Genomic DNA, 16,177 nt, shown 5'->3' on the forward strand with positions numbered 1-16,177 from the left:
TATTGCGTCAACGACGGAATACACGTTATATTCGTGAAAGACGTGATACACGCAATAAACGGTAATCCCGTTACTAACGGCGAGAGGATCCACGATGGTGAACGCGCGAGCCACGATCGACCATGACCAGCTCAGCAGAGTGATGGCGATCGAGAGCCTCAAGGGCGGTGTCGGTAAGACGACGCTCGCAGCAAACATAGGTGGCTACTTCGCCCTCGCCGGCGCGCGAGTACTCCTGGTCGACCTCGACCCGCAGGGCAACCTCGAAGACGACCTCGGCTACGCCGACGACGACCGCAACGACCAGGGAGAGTCACTCGCCAAGGCGTTGATGTTCGGCGGCAGCGTGGACGCGCTCATCGGCGTCCGAGAAAACCTCGACGTCTGGGCCGGCGGGGGACACCTCGCGAACGTCACCGCGGCACTGAGCGCCAAGATGGGCAACGACCCGACCGCAGCGAAGCTCGCACTCGCTCGCATCCTCGAGCCCGTGGCCTCCGGCTACGACTTCATCTTCCTCGACTGCCCACCCGGCGACGGAGTACTTCAACTGGCAGCCCTGTCGGCAGCACGCTGGGTGCTTGTGCCGAGCAAGACCGACAACTCGAGCATCAAGGGCGTCGCGAAAGTGGCCGAGCGCATCGACCAGGTGCTCGACGTCAACCGGGGGATCGACTTGCTGGGAGTGATCCTCACCGATGTGGGAACCGCCACCGGACGCAAGGACGGCACAGTCGTGATCCGCAACGCCGAGCGCGACGCGCGCGCCGAGCTCGACGCGATGTTCGGAGTCGGGGACGAAGGCGGCATCGGCCGAGAGGTCGTGTTCCGACGAACCGTTCGCCACAGCGAAGCGGTCGCCAGCCAGGCACGCCGCGCCGGGCTCCTCGCGCACGAGCTCGACGAGCGAGCAAAGGCCGAGGCCAAGGCTGGCATCGCCTGGTGGAAGATCCGCAGCGGCGAACTCAAGGACAAGCAGCTCACCAGCGCCACGGCAGGATCCGTTGCCGATGACCTGCAGGCGATCGCACAGGAGATCAACGACCGCATCATCATGGCAGAGACGCCGACGCTGGAAGGAGCCCACTCATGACCGACAGCACCCGGGGCATCACGGGCCTCGCGCCTCGCAAGGTCGATCCCAAGCGGATGTTTGCCGCCAATCGCGACGCCGAGACAGCCACGCCACCCGCGCCGGAAGAAGTATCCGCAGGGACACCCGCGCCGGAAACGCCCAAGGAGCAGCCCACGAAGGCCTCCACGGCGCCAAACGTGCGACCGAAGGCCCAGCAGCCACGGAAGCCTGCCCCGCCCGCACAGGGCGCTCAGGGACGCGTGAATACCTACATCGACGCGGGCAAGCGGGCACGGGTCGTCGCCGCCTACAAAGCGACCGCGCACCTCGAAGGGGACGAATCGTTCAGCGCCTTCGTAGAGACGGCACTCGTGAACGAGGCCATCCGTCGAGAGCAGCTCCACAACTCCGGCAACGAGTTCGCGGCCGCGGGAAAACTGCAACGCGGCCGCCCCGTGCGCGACTGAATACACACAGTCGGGTGCGTGTATCGCACCACGGTCTGGAGCCGAGCCATCCTCGAGCTGCAGGGATACGGGCGAGCTACGCTCTGCTCATGTGCGGCCGCTTCTCTCTGTCGTCGAAGACCAACGAGCTGATCACGGAGTTTGTCGTCAGCGGAGGCAAACCCGAGGATTGGCGACCCACCTACTCGATTGCGCCCACGACCAGCGTTCCGATCATCCGTGAACGTCTCGCTGACGATGACGTTCAACGCGAGCTCACGCTCGCACGATGGGATTGGCCCAAGCCCGCGAGCCGCCCCGGCGGTGGGCCGATTATCAACGCCAGGATCGAGAAGCTGCCTACCGGGTTCTGGGTCGGCGCGTTCTCCAACAGCCGCTGCATCGTTCCCATGGCGCCGGGCTACTTCGAATGGACGGGGCCGAAGGGAAGCAAGCAGCCGCACCTGATCGCCGGCGACGGGATCCTCGCCGCTGCCGGCCTGACCTGGACGACCGACATCGCAGGAGAGCGGCAGCGGGTATTCGTCGTCATCACCAGAGAGGCACGAGACGCATCCGGAGAGATCCACGACCGGATGCCGGCGTTCATCTCCGACGACCTCCGCGACGACTGGCTCAACCCCACCTCGCTCACCATTCAAAACGACAGCGCCGCATCGAAAAGGAACCGCCTCGAGCTGCTCGACGAACTCGATGCCAGCTCGAGCGCGATCGCCGAAACGATGCGCACCCATCTTGTCGACCCTCGGATGAACAACGCCCGCACCGTCGACCGGCACGACTCGACGCTGCTCGAACCGATCGATCAGCCGAGCTGAGCAGCGCCAACCGAAAAGTGCTTGAAAAATGCAAGCAGCCCTCAACGTCCGAAACGTGACGCACTTCAATGCGTTCCGTGTACTGGGGGAGAGGGCCTGTTGGTCTGAGCCTCCGCATCTCCCTCGCGCTATAGCGCGGGTCAACGCTGCGGCTCAGCCTAACACGGGCGGCGAAATCTGCAAGCAAAATACACGCAATTTGCAAGCACTTTTGTCCGATTGTCAGAACTCTGTCAGTACGGCCACGAACTTTGTCAGTAGCGCCATAACCTTGCGGTGAGTGATCATAGATCCTCCTTAGTCAATGCGAGACTCGGCGAGACTCATCGTCTGTCATCAGAACCGCTGGATCAGCGTGTGATCGCAACTTGCCCCGCAAATCGCCTCTGCCACGGTGTCTCCACGGCGCCGGATCGATAGTGCGTGCGCACCCATTCCACGGCTTCCTCTGCGGGGACACCGCTGTAGCGCGCGAGGATTGCGATAGCCGTTCCTGTTCGTCCCCGTCCACCTCCGCACGCGATTTCGACCTTCATTCGGGCTGATCGGGTCAACGCCTCCTCGATCGCTGCAACCGCATCGGTCGCGCTTCGCGGCACACGGAAGTCCGGCCAGGCAACCCATCGGGATTCCCAAGCCTCAGCGTGCGGCTTCGCGGTCAGATAGATCCCGAAGTCGGGCACCTCATCGCCAACCGGTGGGCCTGCCCTCAGGGATCGACCCCGCACGGTGCGACCGTTTGGAAGCTCGACAACCCCAGCCATCATCGGATCCCACGTATGCATGCTTCCATCCTGCCGGGCGGCCGTTTGGTTGCGTGCGGGCTGCGCACACTGCTCGTCGACTACTGACAAGTTGTCTGGCATAACGAGTGCCGGTGGCGGATCGAGGGACCGCGGAATTCCGGCAAGCCGAAGCTCGAGTACTCGCCAAACTGCGTGTCATCGAACAACTTTTCGAGTCGAAATGTCATGCGTTCTGGAGTCTTCCGCGTGAGCTCCCGGTCGATGTGATGCGACGTTCACGGAAAGAGAAGAGGCCACCGATGAAGTATCGGTGGCCTTCAAGACGATCTGACTCAGCGTCGCTTGCGTCCGTAGAGATGACGTACCGCCGCAGTCACCGCGTCGTCCTTCGTCAGCCGGATGCCGTTGTCGGCAGCCTCCTGGCGAGCGCGATCGATCAGCTCATGAACATCGGGCGGCAGCCGGAACGTGGCCGGCTTCTTGTCGACCTTCTTCACGTTGTAGGGCCCGCGTCGACGCGGTGCCGGCTTGGCGAGATCCTGCTCGGCGTCTTCGACGTCGACTTCCGTCACCGGCTCGAGGGATCGCGAAGCCGTCTCGGGCTTGCTGAACGCTGCGCTCCAGTCCGTCTTGGGCTTCCTCTGTGGCTGGGTCATCGGTCGCCTCCCGCCAGGATCTCCTCGAGCACGTCGGGGTAGACGCCGAGGTTCGTGGGTACGGTGCCGAACGCCTGAGAGTAGAGCAGCTGGAACGGCACATTGACATCGAGAACGTGGAGACCCTCGACATCGCCTTCCATCGCTTTGAGCTGCTCCCACGCTTCACGGAAGCTGATGGTGTTTGGCTTGGTGCGTGTGAAGAGTATGGACAGCTGTATCGGCTTGATGCTTGCGACCTCGGCAGCGGCCTGCAGCGTCGGGGTGAGCCGCGTGGCCTCCGAGGGGGTGGCGCCGATCGGCATCACCAGGTGGTCGGTGACCATGAGCGCCTGCCGCAGGGTCGTCGAGTCATTGCCGGTATCGATGATCAGGTGCCCCTCGGGCCACATCTCGCGGACGCGCTTGCCGAGCATCTGTGACGGCAGGTACACGACGTTGACCTCGGCTGGCCACACCTCGCCGGCGTACTCGGACCACTCGAAGCTCGTGCCGTTCGCGGCATCCGCGTCGACCAGAAGCACGCGCTGGCCGGTGCGCTTAACCAGAGCGAGGGCAAGCATGATCGACGTCGTCGACCGGGCCACGCCGCCCTTGAGGTTGCCGACGGTGAGCCTCAGGGGGTTCTCTAGTGGCGTCTGCTTATCAGTCATCGTCTACTCCTCGTCACGACCTGCGGCCGCCGCGGCGTCGCCCCTGCTCGAGGCGTGCCTTTTCTTCTTGGCGCCGAATCTCGGCAGGGTTCAGTGCACGCGATCGCCGCGGCCTGCCCTGAGCCTTGAAGTCCTCGTACTCGGGTGTCTTCGTGTCGGCGAACACCGTCAGGGTGACCCCTGTGATGGGTTCGCGGGACACGTCGAGGTTGAGGTACCTGTTCTTGGACTCACCGCGCATCCACTCCAGTGCACTGCCGCCGGCCTCGTTGACGCGCTGCAGCATCGTCGAGGCGTTGTACGTGTTGACCTCCATGACGCGCCCGTTGGCGAACGTCAAGGTCGCGCGGATCTTCTTCTGATTGTCGCGGGCCTGGCCCTTGGCCGCGTTCCGGATCTGGCGGACGAGTTCAGCGTCGGCCGACGTGCGGCCCTTCGCAGTCTTCCCCTTGGGGAGGCGGAGCTCGACCTGCCGACCACCCTCGGCCATGTACGTCGTCGACGCCTGCATGGCACCACCCTGGCGGGCGGAGGTGTACTTGCCACCTGGATCCTCAGGAACCACGGTCTTCTGCTTTGCACCCGCCTTGGCCCGGACGGGAACCAGACCCCCCGACTTCAGGCGCCGGCGAGGGGGAACGCTGGAGGTGCGACCGGTGTTGGCCAGCTCCTCAAGAGTCGATCGATACAGCGCGCCGCTGGTCTCGCCGTTGAGGATCTTCCGCACCATCCTGGGGGAGCGGTGCAACTCGGCCGCGATCTCCGCCGTCGAGATCCCGCGCCCGCGGAGGAAGCGCACCAAGTCCTGCGCAGATCGGGCGCTATTGCTGTTGTCGCTCACGACATCACCACCTCGTGCTCGAGCGCCGACTCGACGCCGGCTTTTTCTGCGCGGCCGCGCAACGACAGGCGCTGCTGCAGTCGCTCCGGCGTCAGGAACGACCCACGCAGATAGCCCTGCAGACGCAGGCGGCCAGGCTTGCCGTCGTCGCCGCCACCGCTCGCGACCGGCAGTGACCAGGTCGGCAGCATGCTGGTGTAGATGGCGTCACCCTGGATGCCCAGCAGTGTGGACGGATCGACTGCGAGAGCCCCGGCGGTGTGGAGCCCGAGAGCGCTTGGTCCGTCGAGTACTCGAGCGCGAGCTCGCCCCCACACCTGAGCAGCGAGCTCCGGGTGATAGAAGGACTCCGTCCGGGAGTTGCGTTCGCTGGGAACGTGGTAGACGAACAGCTTTCCTTGCCGCTGCATGCGAGCTTGGAACTGCGGAGGAACATCGAGGGCGTTTGTCGCGACACGGGTCTGATCGCGACCCGACGACGCGAATGCGCCCACACTGTGCAGCACGATCGCTCGAAGCGCAGCCATCACCGCCTTGCGCAGCAGAGGGTGCATATCGGGGTGCTCGTTGACCCGGTCTCGGGCGCGCATGATCCGTTCGAAGAAGGTGTCCAACGGACGCGCCTTGCGGAAGACGACAGCCTCGAGCGGGTCAATCACCCACCCCGCTGCGCGCGCCACCTGGATCTCGGCTGCATCCGCCCACGTCTCACCACGCGCCCCTGGACGGTTCGGGTAGTACCAACCCTCTTCCACCCGCTGGTGGCGGACGCCGAGGAGTCCGACGTGGTTCCACGTCGAGGGCACCTGGAAGCGCACGTTGAATCTCGCGCGTGCGTACGGATCCTCATCCATCAGCTGATACGCGGCCGCACGATTCAGCCGACGCGCTGGACCCAACCCGAGCTCGCGGCCGAGCGCGGCGTACATGAAGCGACCGTCGACATACGCGAACTCGGCCATCTTCTTCTGTTTGGCCGGATCAACCAGCGGGACGCAGTCCTCGTGGGTCGAGAAGTCCGGGCCGGCAACGAGATGCTCGATATGGTGCTGGCCACTGGTCGCGTGGATCTCCTCGGCGATGTCAGAGGACACCGGCACGGGATTGACGTTCTTGGGCAGCGACAGAGCCCAGAGGTTCGTTCCGGTCGCAGCGGGGGAGTTGAACATCCGCGCGCGTTCATCGGCGGCCTTGAGAATCGCGGCTGTGGTGTCCCACGCGCTCCGCGCCTGCGCAGGGGTGAGAGGAATCTCACCGAACCACTCTTCGGCCGTGCGGATCTCGATCTTGAAGCCGGTGGTCTCGTGCTCGAACCTGCCCGTAGGCGGCCCGTTGTTGATCCAGTGAGTACCGGGCTTCCACCGCGGCGTCTGCACGTACAGCCAGTGGCGAATGCCCGGCTCGGGCTCGGGGCGCTTTCCCGTCAGCATGATCCGATTGGCGCCGTAGCTGGCGGCTGTATCGAGCAAGTCGGTGAGGTTCGGGTTCTTCCGGCGATCGCCAACAACCGGCCGGACAACTACGCCGTCCTGCGTCACACCCTGCCCGGACGTGTGATCGACCCAGATGGTCGGAACGTCTTTCGGTACCCAAGGCTTCGGGCGGTAGTCGAAGTCCTCCATGCCCGTCACCTCCATGTGCTTATATTAGTAAAAGAATATTGCAATTTGCAAGCATATTTCACGAACTGCGACGGCTTCTGAGGGTCCCGAAGCTCAGGATGCGCGTGCCTCAAGATGAGACGAGCGCGCGCGAAACGCCTTCTGCGTCTTCCGAAGCCCGGTCTCGGTCATACCCAGCAGCTGGGCAACTTCCCGATAGGTCATGCCAGCTGCGCGCGCTTCCTCAACCAGATGCCCACGACGCTCCAGCAGTTCGTCGGTGCGGGAGATCTCTACACCGACCTGAGAGATCTGCCGGCGGATGTCATCGATGTTCGCCATGACAACCATGTTACGGAACAGGGATGCGAAACCAGATACCGGATGGGGAGTGTCGCCCCTTCCAGTGGGAACCTGTCGCCACGGCTCGTTACATTTATGAAGGAAGCGCGCAGTCACGCATGCTCGATCGAGAAGAGGGCCTCCCGCGAATGAAAGACACCAACGCTGCCGGGCGCCGGATAAGCAGCGCGGAAATCGCCGAGAAGATGGGCGTCTCCCTCAACACGGTGTACGTGTACCGCAGCAGCGATCGCGACAAGTCGCCGGGCCCCTCCCGGTTTCCCGATCCCGTCGGCTTCGAGGGGCGAACCGTCCTGTTCGATGAGAACGCGATCGACGCATACATCCGTGCCCGCTCGGACACCCAAGGCCGGGCCGGTCGGCCTCCACGAACCGCCCTGCGCCGTACCGGCCCGACTGCACCCTTCCCGGACCGGATCCGCGAGGCCATAGCCGCCGGCGCCGGCGCGCCCGGTATCACCACTCTCAAGCAGCTCGCCGAGACGCTGCAGCTGAACAACGTCACCTTTGGCGAGCGAATGCGGGGCCGGACGGCCTGGACCGCAGACGAGCGGGAACGGATCGCCTCCACGCTCGGGATAGAAACCAGCGACGCCAACCTCCAGGTCGAGCAGCTGCGCGCCGAGCGGCGCACTCGACGAGAAGAGGACGAATGACGGCACCGCTGCCAGACCCTCCTGCCGGCGTCCACCTCGCCACCCGCCCCGACAGAATCCGTGAGGCCGGTTGGGTCTTCCGATCGCTCCTCTGGGAGCGTATTTTCACGCGGCGAAGCACGAGCGGCCAGCGCCTCTTCTCCCTCGCGATCGTCCTCATCCCTCTCGGAACGCTCTGGTACATCGGCTGGCGGGACGGCATCCGCGGCCTCATCATCGCCGCGCTCGTCCTGCTGGCCGTACTTGCGCTGTGTGCGGGGCTCCTGCGCCGGCAACGGCGGGGCACGCAGACACGGGTCTACGTGCTCGATGACCGGACCGCGACCCTGACGATGACCTCCAACGGCGATTACTGGACTATCGCCGGCCACAACCGCAGCCGAAAGGCGCCAGGCGCGGGGGAGCGATTACAAGATCAACTGCTCCCCACCGTGTCGGTCGCCGCCGATCGCGCCGACGTCGGCGTCCGCCTCACCGCGGCCGCACCCAAGCTCGCCGACCGCTATGCCCACAAGCTGCCCGGATTGCTCATGATTGGTCCGGCCGTCCCGTACGGAATCCAGATGTACCGCCCCAGCCTCACGCAGCGCCGCGTGATCTCCATCGACGAACTCGATTAGACGCCGGCGAAGAAGCGCACCACTGTCACGCAAGGTTGGTACACTCCTGCATTGACAAACCTTCTACTGCATCGATCGGAGACTCGGCATGGTTTCAGCGCAGACGATTGCGCTCGAGGACGTCGTCCGCCCGGAGTACGTCACCTACAAGCAAGCCGCCAAGATGATCGGCGTCAAGCACGACACCGTCCGCGTGTACCAGACGAGATCGCGTCGGATCGAGAAGGAGGGCAACAAGACTGGGCTGCCACTGTTCCCCACTCCGATGCGGATCGAGGGCATGCGCGCCAGCGCGGTCTTTCGGCGAGCGGACATCGAGGCGTACATCGCCGAGCAGCAGAACCGTGGAGACAGCATCACGGGCCGGCCACCTCGCAATGCTGCCGATCGCCTCGACCAGGACGCGAGCCGTGGAGTCAGCGAGTGGCTGGAGAAGCTCTTGTCAGAGCGTTCCATCAGCAAGGCAGAAGTCGCGCGGGCAGTCGGGATCGGCGCCGGCCCGCTGCGCTCCCGGATGTCAGGTCAGGCGCGGTGGCGCACGGCAGAGGTGCCCGCACTTGAGCAGCTGCTGGGCGAGAAGCTGCCGACAGGCAAAGGCAGCAAGAAGCGCCGCTGATCCATAACGCTGACCGGCCCGCCCCTACTGATCTTGCTCGTCTGCCTGCTCCGCAGTCTGCATACGCGCAGCCGCGTCAGCTTTGATCAGGCCGTGCTCAGTCATGCCGAACATCAACGCGAGTTGCCGCCATGTGGCGACGTTGCGACGTCGCGCTTCGGAGATCAGGCGAGTGCGAGCATCCACAACTTCCGCGAGCTCTTCGCGAAGGGCTCTCTGTCGCTGCGCGAGCTGCTCCAATTCGGTCATGAGCTCATGTGAGTCCTCAGCGGGGCTGGTCATGACGGACCACCTTGGGCTGCCGCGCCAAGTTCGTCTGACGCGATGTTCGCGGCCCGGGAGCCTCGGATCAGTTCCAGGGTGCGGAGCCGCCCGAGTGCGTTGGCAAACCCTCCGCCCGCGACGGCGTATCCCGTGCGCTCGGCAATCTCATCGTTCGACAGTGCATTCGGCCATGCCTCGAGCAACGTGGAAAGGATGGCCCGCTCCGCTTTAGCCAGCCGGGTAAGCCAGTGGTCCACGAGGGCCTGCCCGGATGGCAGCGGCTCGAAGTCGCCGAGATCGGCGATGCCCTGCTCGGTGATCGAGATGTGATCGCGGCCACCGACGATACGGCCTGTGCTGCGAAGGCGGCCGAGCGCGTTGGCGAACGCGCCTCCCTTGCCGCTGTAGCCGGTGAGATGTGCGATCTGCGAGTGCGTTCTCGGTCCGTAGGTGGCGAGGGCAGACAGAATCAGCCTTTCCGCCTTACCCAACGAACCGCGCTCGTGAGCCGTCGCCGACGGCTCACGAGTCGCCTGAGTGGTCGTCGTCCGGGCTGGCGGGGCGAGAGGGGCTACCGGCTGCGGATGCTCGGTCCGTGGGATTGAAGGCGGTGGCACCTTCGTGTGTGACGGAGTGGCAGCGGTTTCGATCTGGCTTAGCAGCGCCCACGCCGCGGCGACATCGCCCTGCACCGTGCCGAGCATCTCGTCGACGCGCGTGAGAGTCTCCGTCGCCTGATCGAAGCGACGTCGGTCCTCATAGGTAAGGGTGGGCACCTCCACGCGCACTTCCATCGGCGGGCTGATCGCCGGCGCTGCGGCCGGCCGTGAGGCGAGCTGCCGCTCCAGCTCTGTGATGCGAGCTCGCAGTCGGCGGGGATCCTCTGCCGCAGCCTTATCGATCGTGGCGCGGATGACGGAGCCGAGCTCGTCCAGATCGATCGGGGCGCGGGCCTGCGGGACAGCGGTAGCGACACCGACCTTCGGGGTGGCCGAGGAATCGAACGTCTTCCGTGCCCGGACATCGACCATCTGCAAGATGCCCAACCAAGAGGGAGACCACACCCATGCCGTGCCGGTGGGAAGGCTCGCAAGTGTCGACTTCACTCGCAACGCCTCTGCCTGGTCGGCATGCAGGCGCACCCACTCGTCGATCGCGGCGACGTCGCGCGGTCCGGTGAGGCCGTGGGTGATGAGGACTTCGATCTGTGTGAGCACGTCCTTGTTGAGCACAGCCGGCCGTTGTGTGACCAACGTCACACCCAAGCCGCGTGCGCGGCCGCGTCTCACGAAATCCTCCATTGCGCCCAAGAGTCGGGCGCCCTCCGCACGTGGATTCTGGGGCGCGAGCTCGTCGGCCTCATCGAAAACGACATGAAGCGGATCCCGGTTGCGGTGGTAGACCTCCGTCACGAAATCCGTCAGGAACCGCCGAGCCGCGCCCTTACTGAGCAGTGATGTGTCGATCACAGCGGGGATGCGGCGCTCGACGATGACCTCCGCGATCACCTTGCCCGCGGTTTCCTCGAGCGGCACGTCAGCATGAGATCCGCCGAACACGACCACAGGAAGTCCCGGTCCCTTGCCGGACTTGCTGGAGCGCAGGCCCCACCACACGCCGACGGTGTCGACGACACACACAGGAACGCCCAGGCCGATCAGTTCCTCGACGATCACACCCGCGGTATTCGTCTTCCCTTTGCCACGGCGCCCCAGCACTGCGATGGCTTCCGTCGCGAGATCTATCGGCAGCGAGAGCTTCGAGCCGAGCTGGATCTGAGCAGCAACCGTCCGACTCATAATCGGCCTCCCGTATGCAAGTCAGTTGTGTAACTAAGTTACACAATACGGCCACAATAGAGCGAGCGCTAGCACCTTCCGCAGATTCGGTCTAACTTCCTAATGTCTACCCGCGCGCGCATACTCGAAATCGTCAACATGTTCTAGGAGGTCCCTCATGCGCGCTGTGGATGTACGAGTCGCGGCCGCGATCGACGTGCGTGCCATGTCCGTACGCCCGGGCATTCGGGTCGCCCCTGTCGCTGTCGCAGCAGGGTTTCCGTCGCCTGCGCAGGACTACTTCGAGGGAGACATCGATCTCACGGAGATGCTCATCGACGATCAAGCGGCGACCTTCATTGTGCGCGTTGCCGGCGAATCGATGATGAACGCGGGCATCAGCAACGGCGACGAGCTGTTGGTCGACCGGTCCAAGACTCCCCGCGACGGCGACGTGGTCGTCGCCGTGCTCGATGGGGAGCTCACGGTGAAACGGCTCCGGCTCACCCCAGTCGGCGTCGTCCTCCAGGCAGACAACTCGGAGCATCCCGACATTGTCGTCCCCGAACTCTCAGAACTGACCATCTGGGGCACGGTCACCTACTGCTTGCACAAGCTCTGGATCAGGTGAGCCGGTGCACCTCGCGCATGTTGATATCAACAGCTGCTACGCCAGCATGGAGCGGGTCTTTCGTCCAGATCTCGCTTCCACCCCTCTCGTCGTCTTGAGCAACAACGACGGCGCGATCGTCGCTGCCAGCGCCGACGCGAAAGCGCTCGGGATGCAGATCGGTGAGGCGTGGTTCAAGGTACGAGCTCAGGCCGAACGGCTCGGTGTCGTCGCGGTGAGCTCCAACTACGAGCTCTATGGGTCAATGAGCTCGAGGGTGATGCGGCTCCTGGCTCGGTACACCGCAGATCTCGACATCTACTCCATCGATGAGGCGTTCCTCGTCGTCCCGCCGCACATCGAGCGGGATCCGGGAGCCATGCAAGCCTGGGCCCAGGACATCAAAGGCACCCTTGCGCGGCTGATCGGCGTGCCGGTGTGTGTGGGGATCGCGAACAATCGCACCCTCGCCAAGCTTGCGAATAGGTGGGCGAAGAAGGCGTCGGCGTTCGACGGCGTCTGTGTCTGGCCTGACATCGACCCCGCCGACCGGCACGCGCTGATGAGCCGGCTGCCTGTCTCGGAGATCTGGGGCATCGCGTCCCGCCTCGAGCGCCGCCTCAACGCGATCGGCATCGAGACGATCGCCGACCTCGCTGCAGCCGATCCGACCGTGGTTCGGAAGAACACGTCCGTGGTGACGATGCGAACGGCGCTCGAGGTGCGTGGAATCCCCTGCATAGAGGCCGAACCCGACCACACCGGCAAGAAGCAGCAGCTGATCGTGTCTCGCTCGTTCGGGGAGAAGATCACCACGGTCGCCGAGATGCGCCAGGTGTTCTCGATCTACGCGCAACGCGCTGCGACCCGACTCGTTCGCCATGGTCAGGTCGCCAACCTTGTCACAGCATTCGCCAGCACCTCCTCATACGCGGAGAGCACGTCATTCCAGCAGACGGTCGCCCGGCTCCCCACGCCGACAGCAGACCCAGTGCAGCTCACCAAAGCAGCACACAGCATCCTGCCGAAGCTCGAGGAGGGCATCCGCTACGCGAAAGCCGGAATCATGCTCACCGATCTACGCAAAACCGACGAACACCAGACTCTCGACATGTTCCGACACGCCCACGAGGAGTCACGGATCGCTGAGCTCCTGGACAGGGTGCAGCGCAAGACGGGTCGGGAGGTCGTGGGGCTTGGCTATGCCGGCATTCGGCCCGGGCCCAGTTGGCAGATGAAGCGTGCGATGCTGACCCGTCGTGCGACGACTCATTGGGACGAGCTCGCGATCGTGCGCGCCTGAGAGGGTAGGCGCTGTCGCCGGTGCCGCGGCGCGCTACCCGCGCACCGGCGTGGGCCTGAGCAGTTCATAGGCATCGTCGGGGCCGGTGACGATCTGCGCCTCGCACTCTCGGATGAGGCGGTGGCATCCGGACGATGCTGGGCTGCTGATCGGGCCAGGCACGGCTCCGAGGCCGCGGCCGAGGATCGCGGCGTGGTTGGCCGTGGTGAGGGATCCAGAGCGCCAGCCTGCTTCCACGACGACCGTGGCAGCGGCCGTGGCGGCGACGAGGCGATTGCGACTGAGGAAGCGGTGTCGAGTCGGAGCGGATCCGGGCGGGATCTCGCTGATGACGGCACAGCCGGCGTGCGTAGCAATCCGGTCGATCAGGTCTCTGTTGCCGGCCGGGTAGGCGCGGTCGACGCCATTGGCCAGCCAGGCGATCGTGTGGCCGTCGTTCCAGAGCGCTGCCCTGTGGGCGGTGGCGTCGATGCCGTAGGCGGCGCCGCTGACGATGGTGATCCCGCGCCCGACGAGGTCGGTGGTTAGTTCTCGAGTGACCTGGTCTCCGTAGTTGGTTGCGGCGCGCGCGCCAACGAGAGCGATCTTGCTGCTGAGGGGAGTGACCGCGGCGCCCAGGTCACCTCGAACCCAGAGCACATGGGGCGCGAGGATCCCGAGATCGGCGACGCCGGGCACAGCGTCGGGGTCGAGCATCTGAATGCCGTGACGCTGTGCCTCCCGGAGTGCGAAGTCGAGCGTGCGGCTGTTCATCCGCGGTAGCCATCGCTGTACGGCTGTCGCAGCCTCCTCCTGGGTTGAGGCGGCGTCGGCGTCCATGATCGCTGTAATGCATGCCGCAGGGTTCTCGAGCGCGGTGAGAGCTTCGGCGTATCCGATGGCCGCCACGAGACCGCCGGCGACCGTGTCGCCGGGCTCGGTGAGGACGGACCAGGCTGCTCGCGCCTCGAGGTTGACGTTGGTGGGGGTGCTCACGGGGATCTCCTGTCGTGGGATTGTTGGTAGGTGGTGGCGGGGGAGAGGTCACCCCGCCATCACCGGGTCAGTTGCGCAGGTCGGCCCAGTCGCGGCCATGGATGCCGTCGAACAGGTCGGACACGGGGCCGGTACCGGCACCGACGAGGATGTCGTGGCGCTCGGCGTAGTAGTCGGTGACTCTGTCGGTTGCGGTTGCGGTCGCAGTTGCCATGGTTTGCGCTCCTTTGTATCTCTGACAGTTACATACTAACGCACACCTCAGACATGGACCATGGACGACGATGCGACGGACCCGACTTGGCCGGTGTCAGCTGACGGTCCTGAGTTCGGCGGAGTGCTCGAGTGACGCAAGGCGTCTTGTCCATCCACCGATGACATGGGCTGGTGTGGCCCATGTGTCGAAGTGCTCAAGAGTGAGGGAGTTGCGCCGATTGATCAACGCCGGCACGTCCAGCAGTGACAACTGGAGATAGCTCATGTGGACGGCAGTGAGGCTGAGATCGTCGGCGGTGACGTGGACGCTCTCGCGATAGTCGAGACCGCGACGAGCGAGAGCTTGAGTCATCGCGATGACCATGGCTCCCGCCCCGCAGGCTGGCTCATAGATCGTCAGAAACGGCCGGGGTGGGACCCGAGTGGAGGTGCCAGTGAGCTGCATTTCGGCGATGAGCTGCGCCACGTTGTACGGGGTGAAGAACTGTCCGCGATCGCGGTCAGCGATGCCGAGCTGCATGTATGTCTCCCCGAGCACGTCGCGTGGGTTCTGGGTCACCTCGATGGCCACCAGGGCCAGTGCTTCCGCGAAGCGGTCCATCTGCGCGGCGCTGTACTGAGATCGGATGCGCTCGTACGACTCCTCCCGCTCTCGGAAGCCGTGAGAGTCGACGCGGTTGCGGATGGCGATGGCGCTTGCCTCGCAGAAGTCCGTGAATACCGTGCGCAGGTCGCGAGATCCGGCGTTGGCTTTGAGTGTCCTCACGATGGGTGTCATCATTGCTGCTCCTCTCGGCTCGTCGAGGATCAGCGGGAAACCGCAAAGCTGAAGTCCGGGAGGTGACCGGCGGCGACGAATGTGCCGACGATCTGCGACAGGCCGTGCTCGGGGTCGATCGCCAGCGCGCGGAGTGAGTAGGCATCGGCGTGAGTCGAGCGCCCCAGTGCCCAGGAGAGCCACGCAGCGACCGCCAGAGGGCCGACCTGCTCACTTTCGGGTGCGAGTGCGGCGAGGTGGCGGCACGCCGTCAGAGCGGCGGACAGGCGGTCCGCGTCGGGGCGCGGTCCCTCGCCCCACATGACCATCGCCAGGTGCTTCGGGTAATCGACGCCGTTCTCCCAGGCGATCTGCGCGTCCAGCGCGCTCTCACCGGCTGCGAAACCGTGCGCCCACTGCACCACGGCCACGTCGCGCAGCGAGGGCCGGTTCAGCAGGGTGATCATCGTCGCGGCTGACTGCGCCTTGAGGTCCGATCCATCCCACGACAGCGACTGCTCGAACAGGTCGAGCGGGTCAACGTCCAGCATTGCCAGACGGATGCCGAGGTCACCGGGGAGAGCCTCGGCGACCTCCCGTGCGAGAGCCTCGTCGGCCTCCGGCAGAACCGCCCCGGCGTGCTGATCGGCTGCGGTGACCATCGCTGCCAGGTGCTCGGGAACCTCGGGCATCGGGGACACCGCATCGTCGCCGATGAGGCCCCACCCGGCGCCGGTCACGTAGAACCGCTCGATCATGCTCAGCCCGCACTCGTCGGCGGTCTGGGTGATCGCCTCAGCGACCGCCTCGGCCTCGGCGCGCTCGCCGTAGACGATGACCGCCAGGCCCGTCGCGTTCTCGACCCTGCAGACCAGGCCAGCGGCCACGGTCGCGAGGTGCACGGCGTTCTCGACGCTCGGCAGATCGAAGCGCATCGCGCCGATCGTGCGGGGACCGTCGAACGGGATAACGACGACTGAGTCAGTTGGCTGGTAGCCGAGCATCGGGGGCACGGCAGCGAGGAAGTCGCCGGGCTGAGTGGCCTTGTGGAGGGTGGGGAGTGGAGTGGTCATGGTGTGTCCCTTCCTGGGGTTTGTATCTCTGACAGTTACAGACTACGAGGGGGGTCAGACATTGGGGACCATGGGCGGCTGGTTGGGGT

The 16,177-nt window shown here is 65.0% G+C and carries 20 protein-coding genes; 8 read left to right on the top strand and 12 right to left on the bottom strand.

Translation table 11 applies throughout. From position 1 onward, the window contains the following. Positions 1–94: 94 nt before the first annotated feature. From ACWIBS_RS14820 to ACWIBS_RS14830, 3 genes are all read left to right on the top strand, one after another. Complete coding sequence (locus ACWIBS_RS14820; protein WP_376127308.1) at positions 95–1,093, top strand: ParA family protein; 999 nt, start codon at positions 95–97, stop codon at positions 1,091–1,093. Next, positions 1,090–1,542 (top strand): ParB family protein, encoded by a 453-nt coding sequence (locus ACWIBS_RS14825; RefSeq protein WP_376127306.1) that lies wholly within the window; start codon positions 1,090–1,092, stop codon positions 1,540–1,542. Before ACWIBS_RS14820 ends, ACWIBS_RS14825 begins: the two co-directional genes overlap by 4 nt. An 89-nt stretch (positions 1,543–1,631) precedes the next feature. Beyond that, a complete protein-coding gene (locus ACWIBS_RS14830) occupies positions 1,632–2,360 on the top strand; it encodes an SOS response-associated peptidase (RefSeq protein WP_376127304.1) in 729 nt (242 codons plus the stop codon). Between the two features lie 350 nt (positions 2,361–2,710). Here ACWIBS_RS14830 and ACWIBS_RS14835 read toward each other — a convergent pair whose 3' ends face one another. The 6 genes from ACWIBS_RS14835 to ACWIBS_RS14860 form a co-directional block, all read right to left on the bottom strand. Beyond that, positions 2,711–3,226 carry a protein-tyrosine phosphatase family protein gene (locus tag ACWIBS_RS14835; RefSeq protein ID WP_454137041.1) on the bottom strand — a complete coding sequence of 172 codons (516 nt, stop codon included), beginning with the start codon at positions 3,224–3,226 and terminating at the stop codon, positions 2,711–2,713. A 212-nt stretch (positions 3,227–3,438) separates the two neighbouring features. Then, a complete protein-coding gene (locus tag ACWIBS_RS14840; protein WP_376127302.1) occupies positions 3,439–3,762 on the bottom strand; it encodes a hypothetical protein in 324 nt (107 codons plus the stop codon). Beyond that, complete coding sequence (locus tag ACWIBS_RS14845) at positions 3,759–4,415, bottom strand: ParA family protein (RefSeq protein ID WP_071044819.1); 657 nt, start codon at positions 4,413–4,415, stop codon at positions 3,759–3,761. The genes ACWIBS_RS14840 and ACWIBS_RS14845 overlap by 4 nt, the downstream gene beginning before the upstream one ends. A gap of 13 nt (positions 4,416–4,428) precedes the next feature. Continuing rightward, positions 4,429–5,256 (bottom strand): hypothetical protein, encoded by an 828-nt coding sequence (locus tag ACWIBS_RS14850; protein WP_376127300.1) that lies wholly within the window; start codon positions 5,254–5,256, stop codon positions 4,429–4,431. After that, positions 5,253–6,893: a hypothetical protein gene (locus ACWIBS_RS14855; protein ID WP_376127299.1), complete on the bottom strand. Its 1,641-nt coding sequence runs from the start codon at positions 6,891–6,893 to the stop codon at positions 5,253–5,255. The genes ACWIBS_RS14850 and ACWIBS_RS14855 overlap by 4 nt, the downstream gene beginning before the upstream one ends. Before the next feature lie 78 nt (positions 6,894–6,971). After that, positions 6,972–7,199, bottom strand: coding sequence for a hypothetical protein (locus ACWIBS_RS14860; RefSeq protein WP_071044816.1), 228 nt, complete (start codon positions 7,197–7,199; stop codon positions 6,972–6,974). Between the two features lie 149 nt (positions 7,200–7,348). Between ACWIBS_RS14860 and ACWIBS_RS14865 the strand changes: the two genes are divergently transcribed. The 3 genes from ACWIBS_RS14865 to ACWIBS_RS14875 all read left to right on the top strand — a co-directional run bounded on the left by ACWIBS_RS14865 (position 7,349) and on the right by ACWIBS_RS14875 (position 9,112). Further along, on the top strand, positions 7,349–7,876 hold the full coding sequence (locus ACWIBS_RS14865) for a helix-turn-helix transcriptional regulator (protein WP_376127297.1): 528 nt from the start codon (positions 7,349–7,351) through the stop codon (positions 7,874–7,876). Next, a complete protein-coding gene (locus ACWIBS_RS14870) occupies positions 7,873–8,496 on the top strand; it encodes a hypothetical protein (protein ID WP_376127295.1) in 624 nt (207 codons plus the stop codon). Before ACWIBS_RS14865 ends, ACWIBS_RS14870 begins: the two co-directional genes overlap by 4 nt. Before the next feature lie 88 nt (positions 8,497–8,584). Then, positions 8,585–9,112, top strand: coding sequence for a helix-turn-helix transcriptional regulator (locus ACWIBS_RS14875; protein WP_376127293.1), 528 nt, complete (start codon positions 8,585–8,587; stop codon positions 9,110–9,112). 24 nt (positions 9,113–9,136) lie between these two features. Here ACWIBS_RS14875 and ACWIBS_RS14880 read toward each other — a convergent pair whose 3' ends face one another. After that, on the bottom strand, positions 9,137–9,394 hold the full coding sequence (locus ACWIBS_RS14880; RefSeq protein ID WP_376127291.1) for a hypothetical protein: 258 nt from the start codon (positions 9,392–9,394) through the stop codon (positions 9,137–9,139). Continuing rightward, positions 9,391–11,175, bottom strand: coding sequence for an ATP-binding protein (locus ACWIBS_RS14885; protein ID WP_376127289.1), 1,785 nt, complete (start codon positions 11,173–11,175; stop codon positions 9,391–9,393). Before ACWIBS_RS14885 ends, ACWIBS_RS14880 begins: the two co-directional genes overlap by 4 nt. A gap of 205 nt (positions 11,176–11,380) precedes the next feature. Between ACWIBS_RS14885 and ACWIBS_RS14890 the strand changes: the two genes are divergently transcribed. Next, on the top strand, positions 11,381–11,785 hold the full coding sequence (locus ACWIBS_RS14890; protein ID WP_376127467.1) for a LexA family protein: 405 nt from the start codon (positions 11,381–11,383) through the stop codon (positions 11,783–11,785). A 4-nt stretch (positions 11,786–11,789) separates the two neighbouring features. Beyond that, entirely contained in the window at positions 11,790–13,067 is a 1,278-nt protein-coding gene (locus ACWIBS_RS14895) for a Y-family DNA polymerase (protein ID WP_376127287.1), read from the top strand. A 33-nt stretch (positions 13,068–13,100) separates the two neighbouring features. Here the strand turns inward: ACWIBS_RS14895 and dprA are convergent, their stop codons facing one another. The 4 genes from dprA to ACWIBS_RS14915 all read right to left on the bottom strand — a co-directional run bounded on the left by dprA (position 13,101) and on the right by ACWIBS_RS14915 (position 16,088). After that, complete coding sequence (dprA, locus tag ACWIBS_RS14900) at positions 13,101–14,042, bottom strand: DNA-processing protein DprA (protein WP_376127285.1); 942 nt, start codon at positions 14,040–14,042, stop codon at positions 13,101–13,103. A gap of 67 nt (positions 14,043–14,109) precedes the next feature. Next, positions 14,110–14,256 carry a hypothetical protein gene (locus tag ACWIBS_RS14905; protein ID WP_376127283.1) on the bottom strand — a complete coding sequence of 49 codons (147 nt, stop codon included), beginning with the start codon at positions 14,254–14,256 and terminating at the stop codon, positions 14,110–14,112. A gap of 96 nt (positions 14,257–14,352) precedes the next feature. Next, the gene (locus tag ACWIBS_RS14910; protein ID WP_376127281.1) at positions 14,353–15,039 is read right to left on the bottom strand and encodes an N-6 DNA methylase; all 687 of its coding nucleotides are present in this window, start codon (positions 15,037–15,039) and stop codon (positions 14,353–14,355) included. A gap of 26 nt (positions 15,040–15,065) precedes the next feature. Beyond that, positions 15,066–16,088: a DUF4192 family protein gene (locus ACWIBS_RS14915; protein WP_376127279.1), complete on the bottom strand. Its 1,023-nt coding sequence runs from the start codon at positions 16,086–16,088 to the stop codon at positions 15,066–15,068. Between the last annotated feature and the right edge of the window lie 89 nt (positions 16,089–16,177).

It is taken from the genome of Microbacterium sp. NPDC055442, assembly GCF_053644215.1.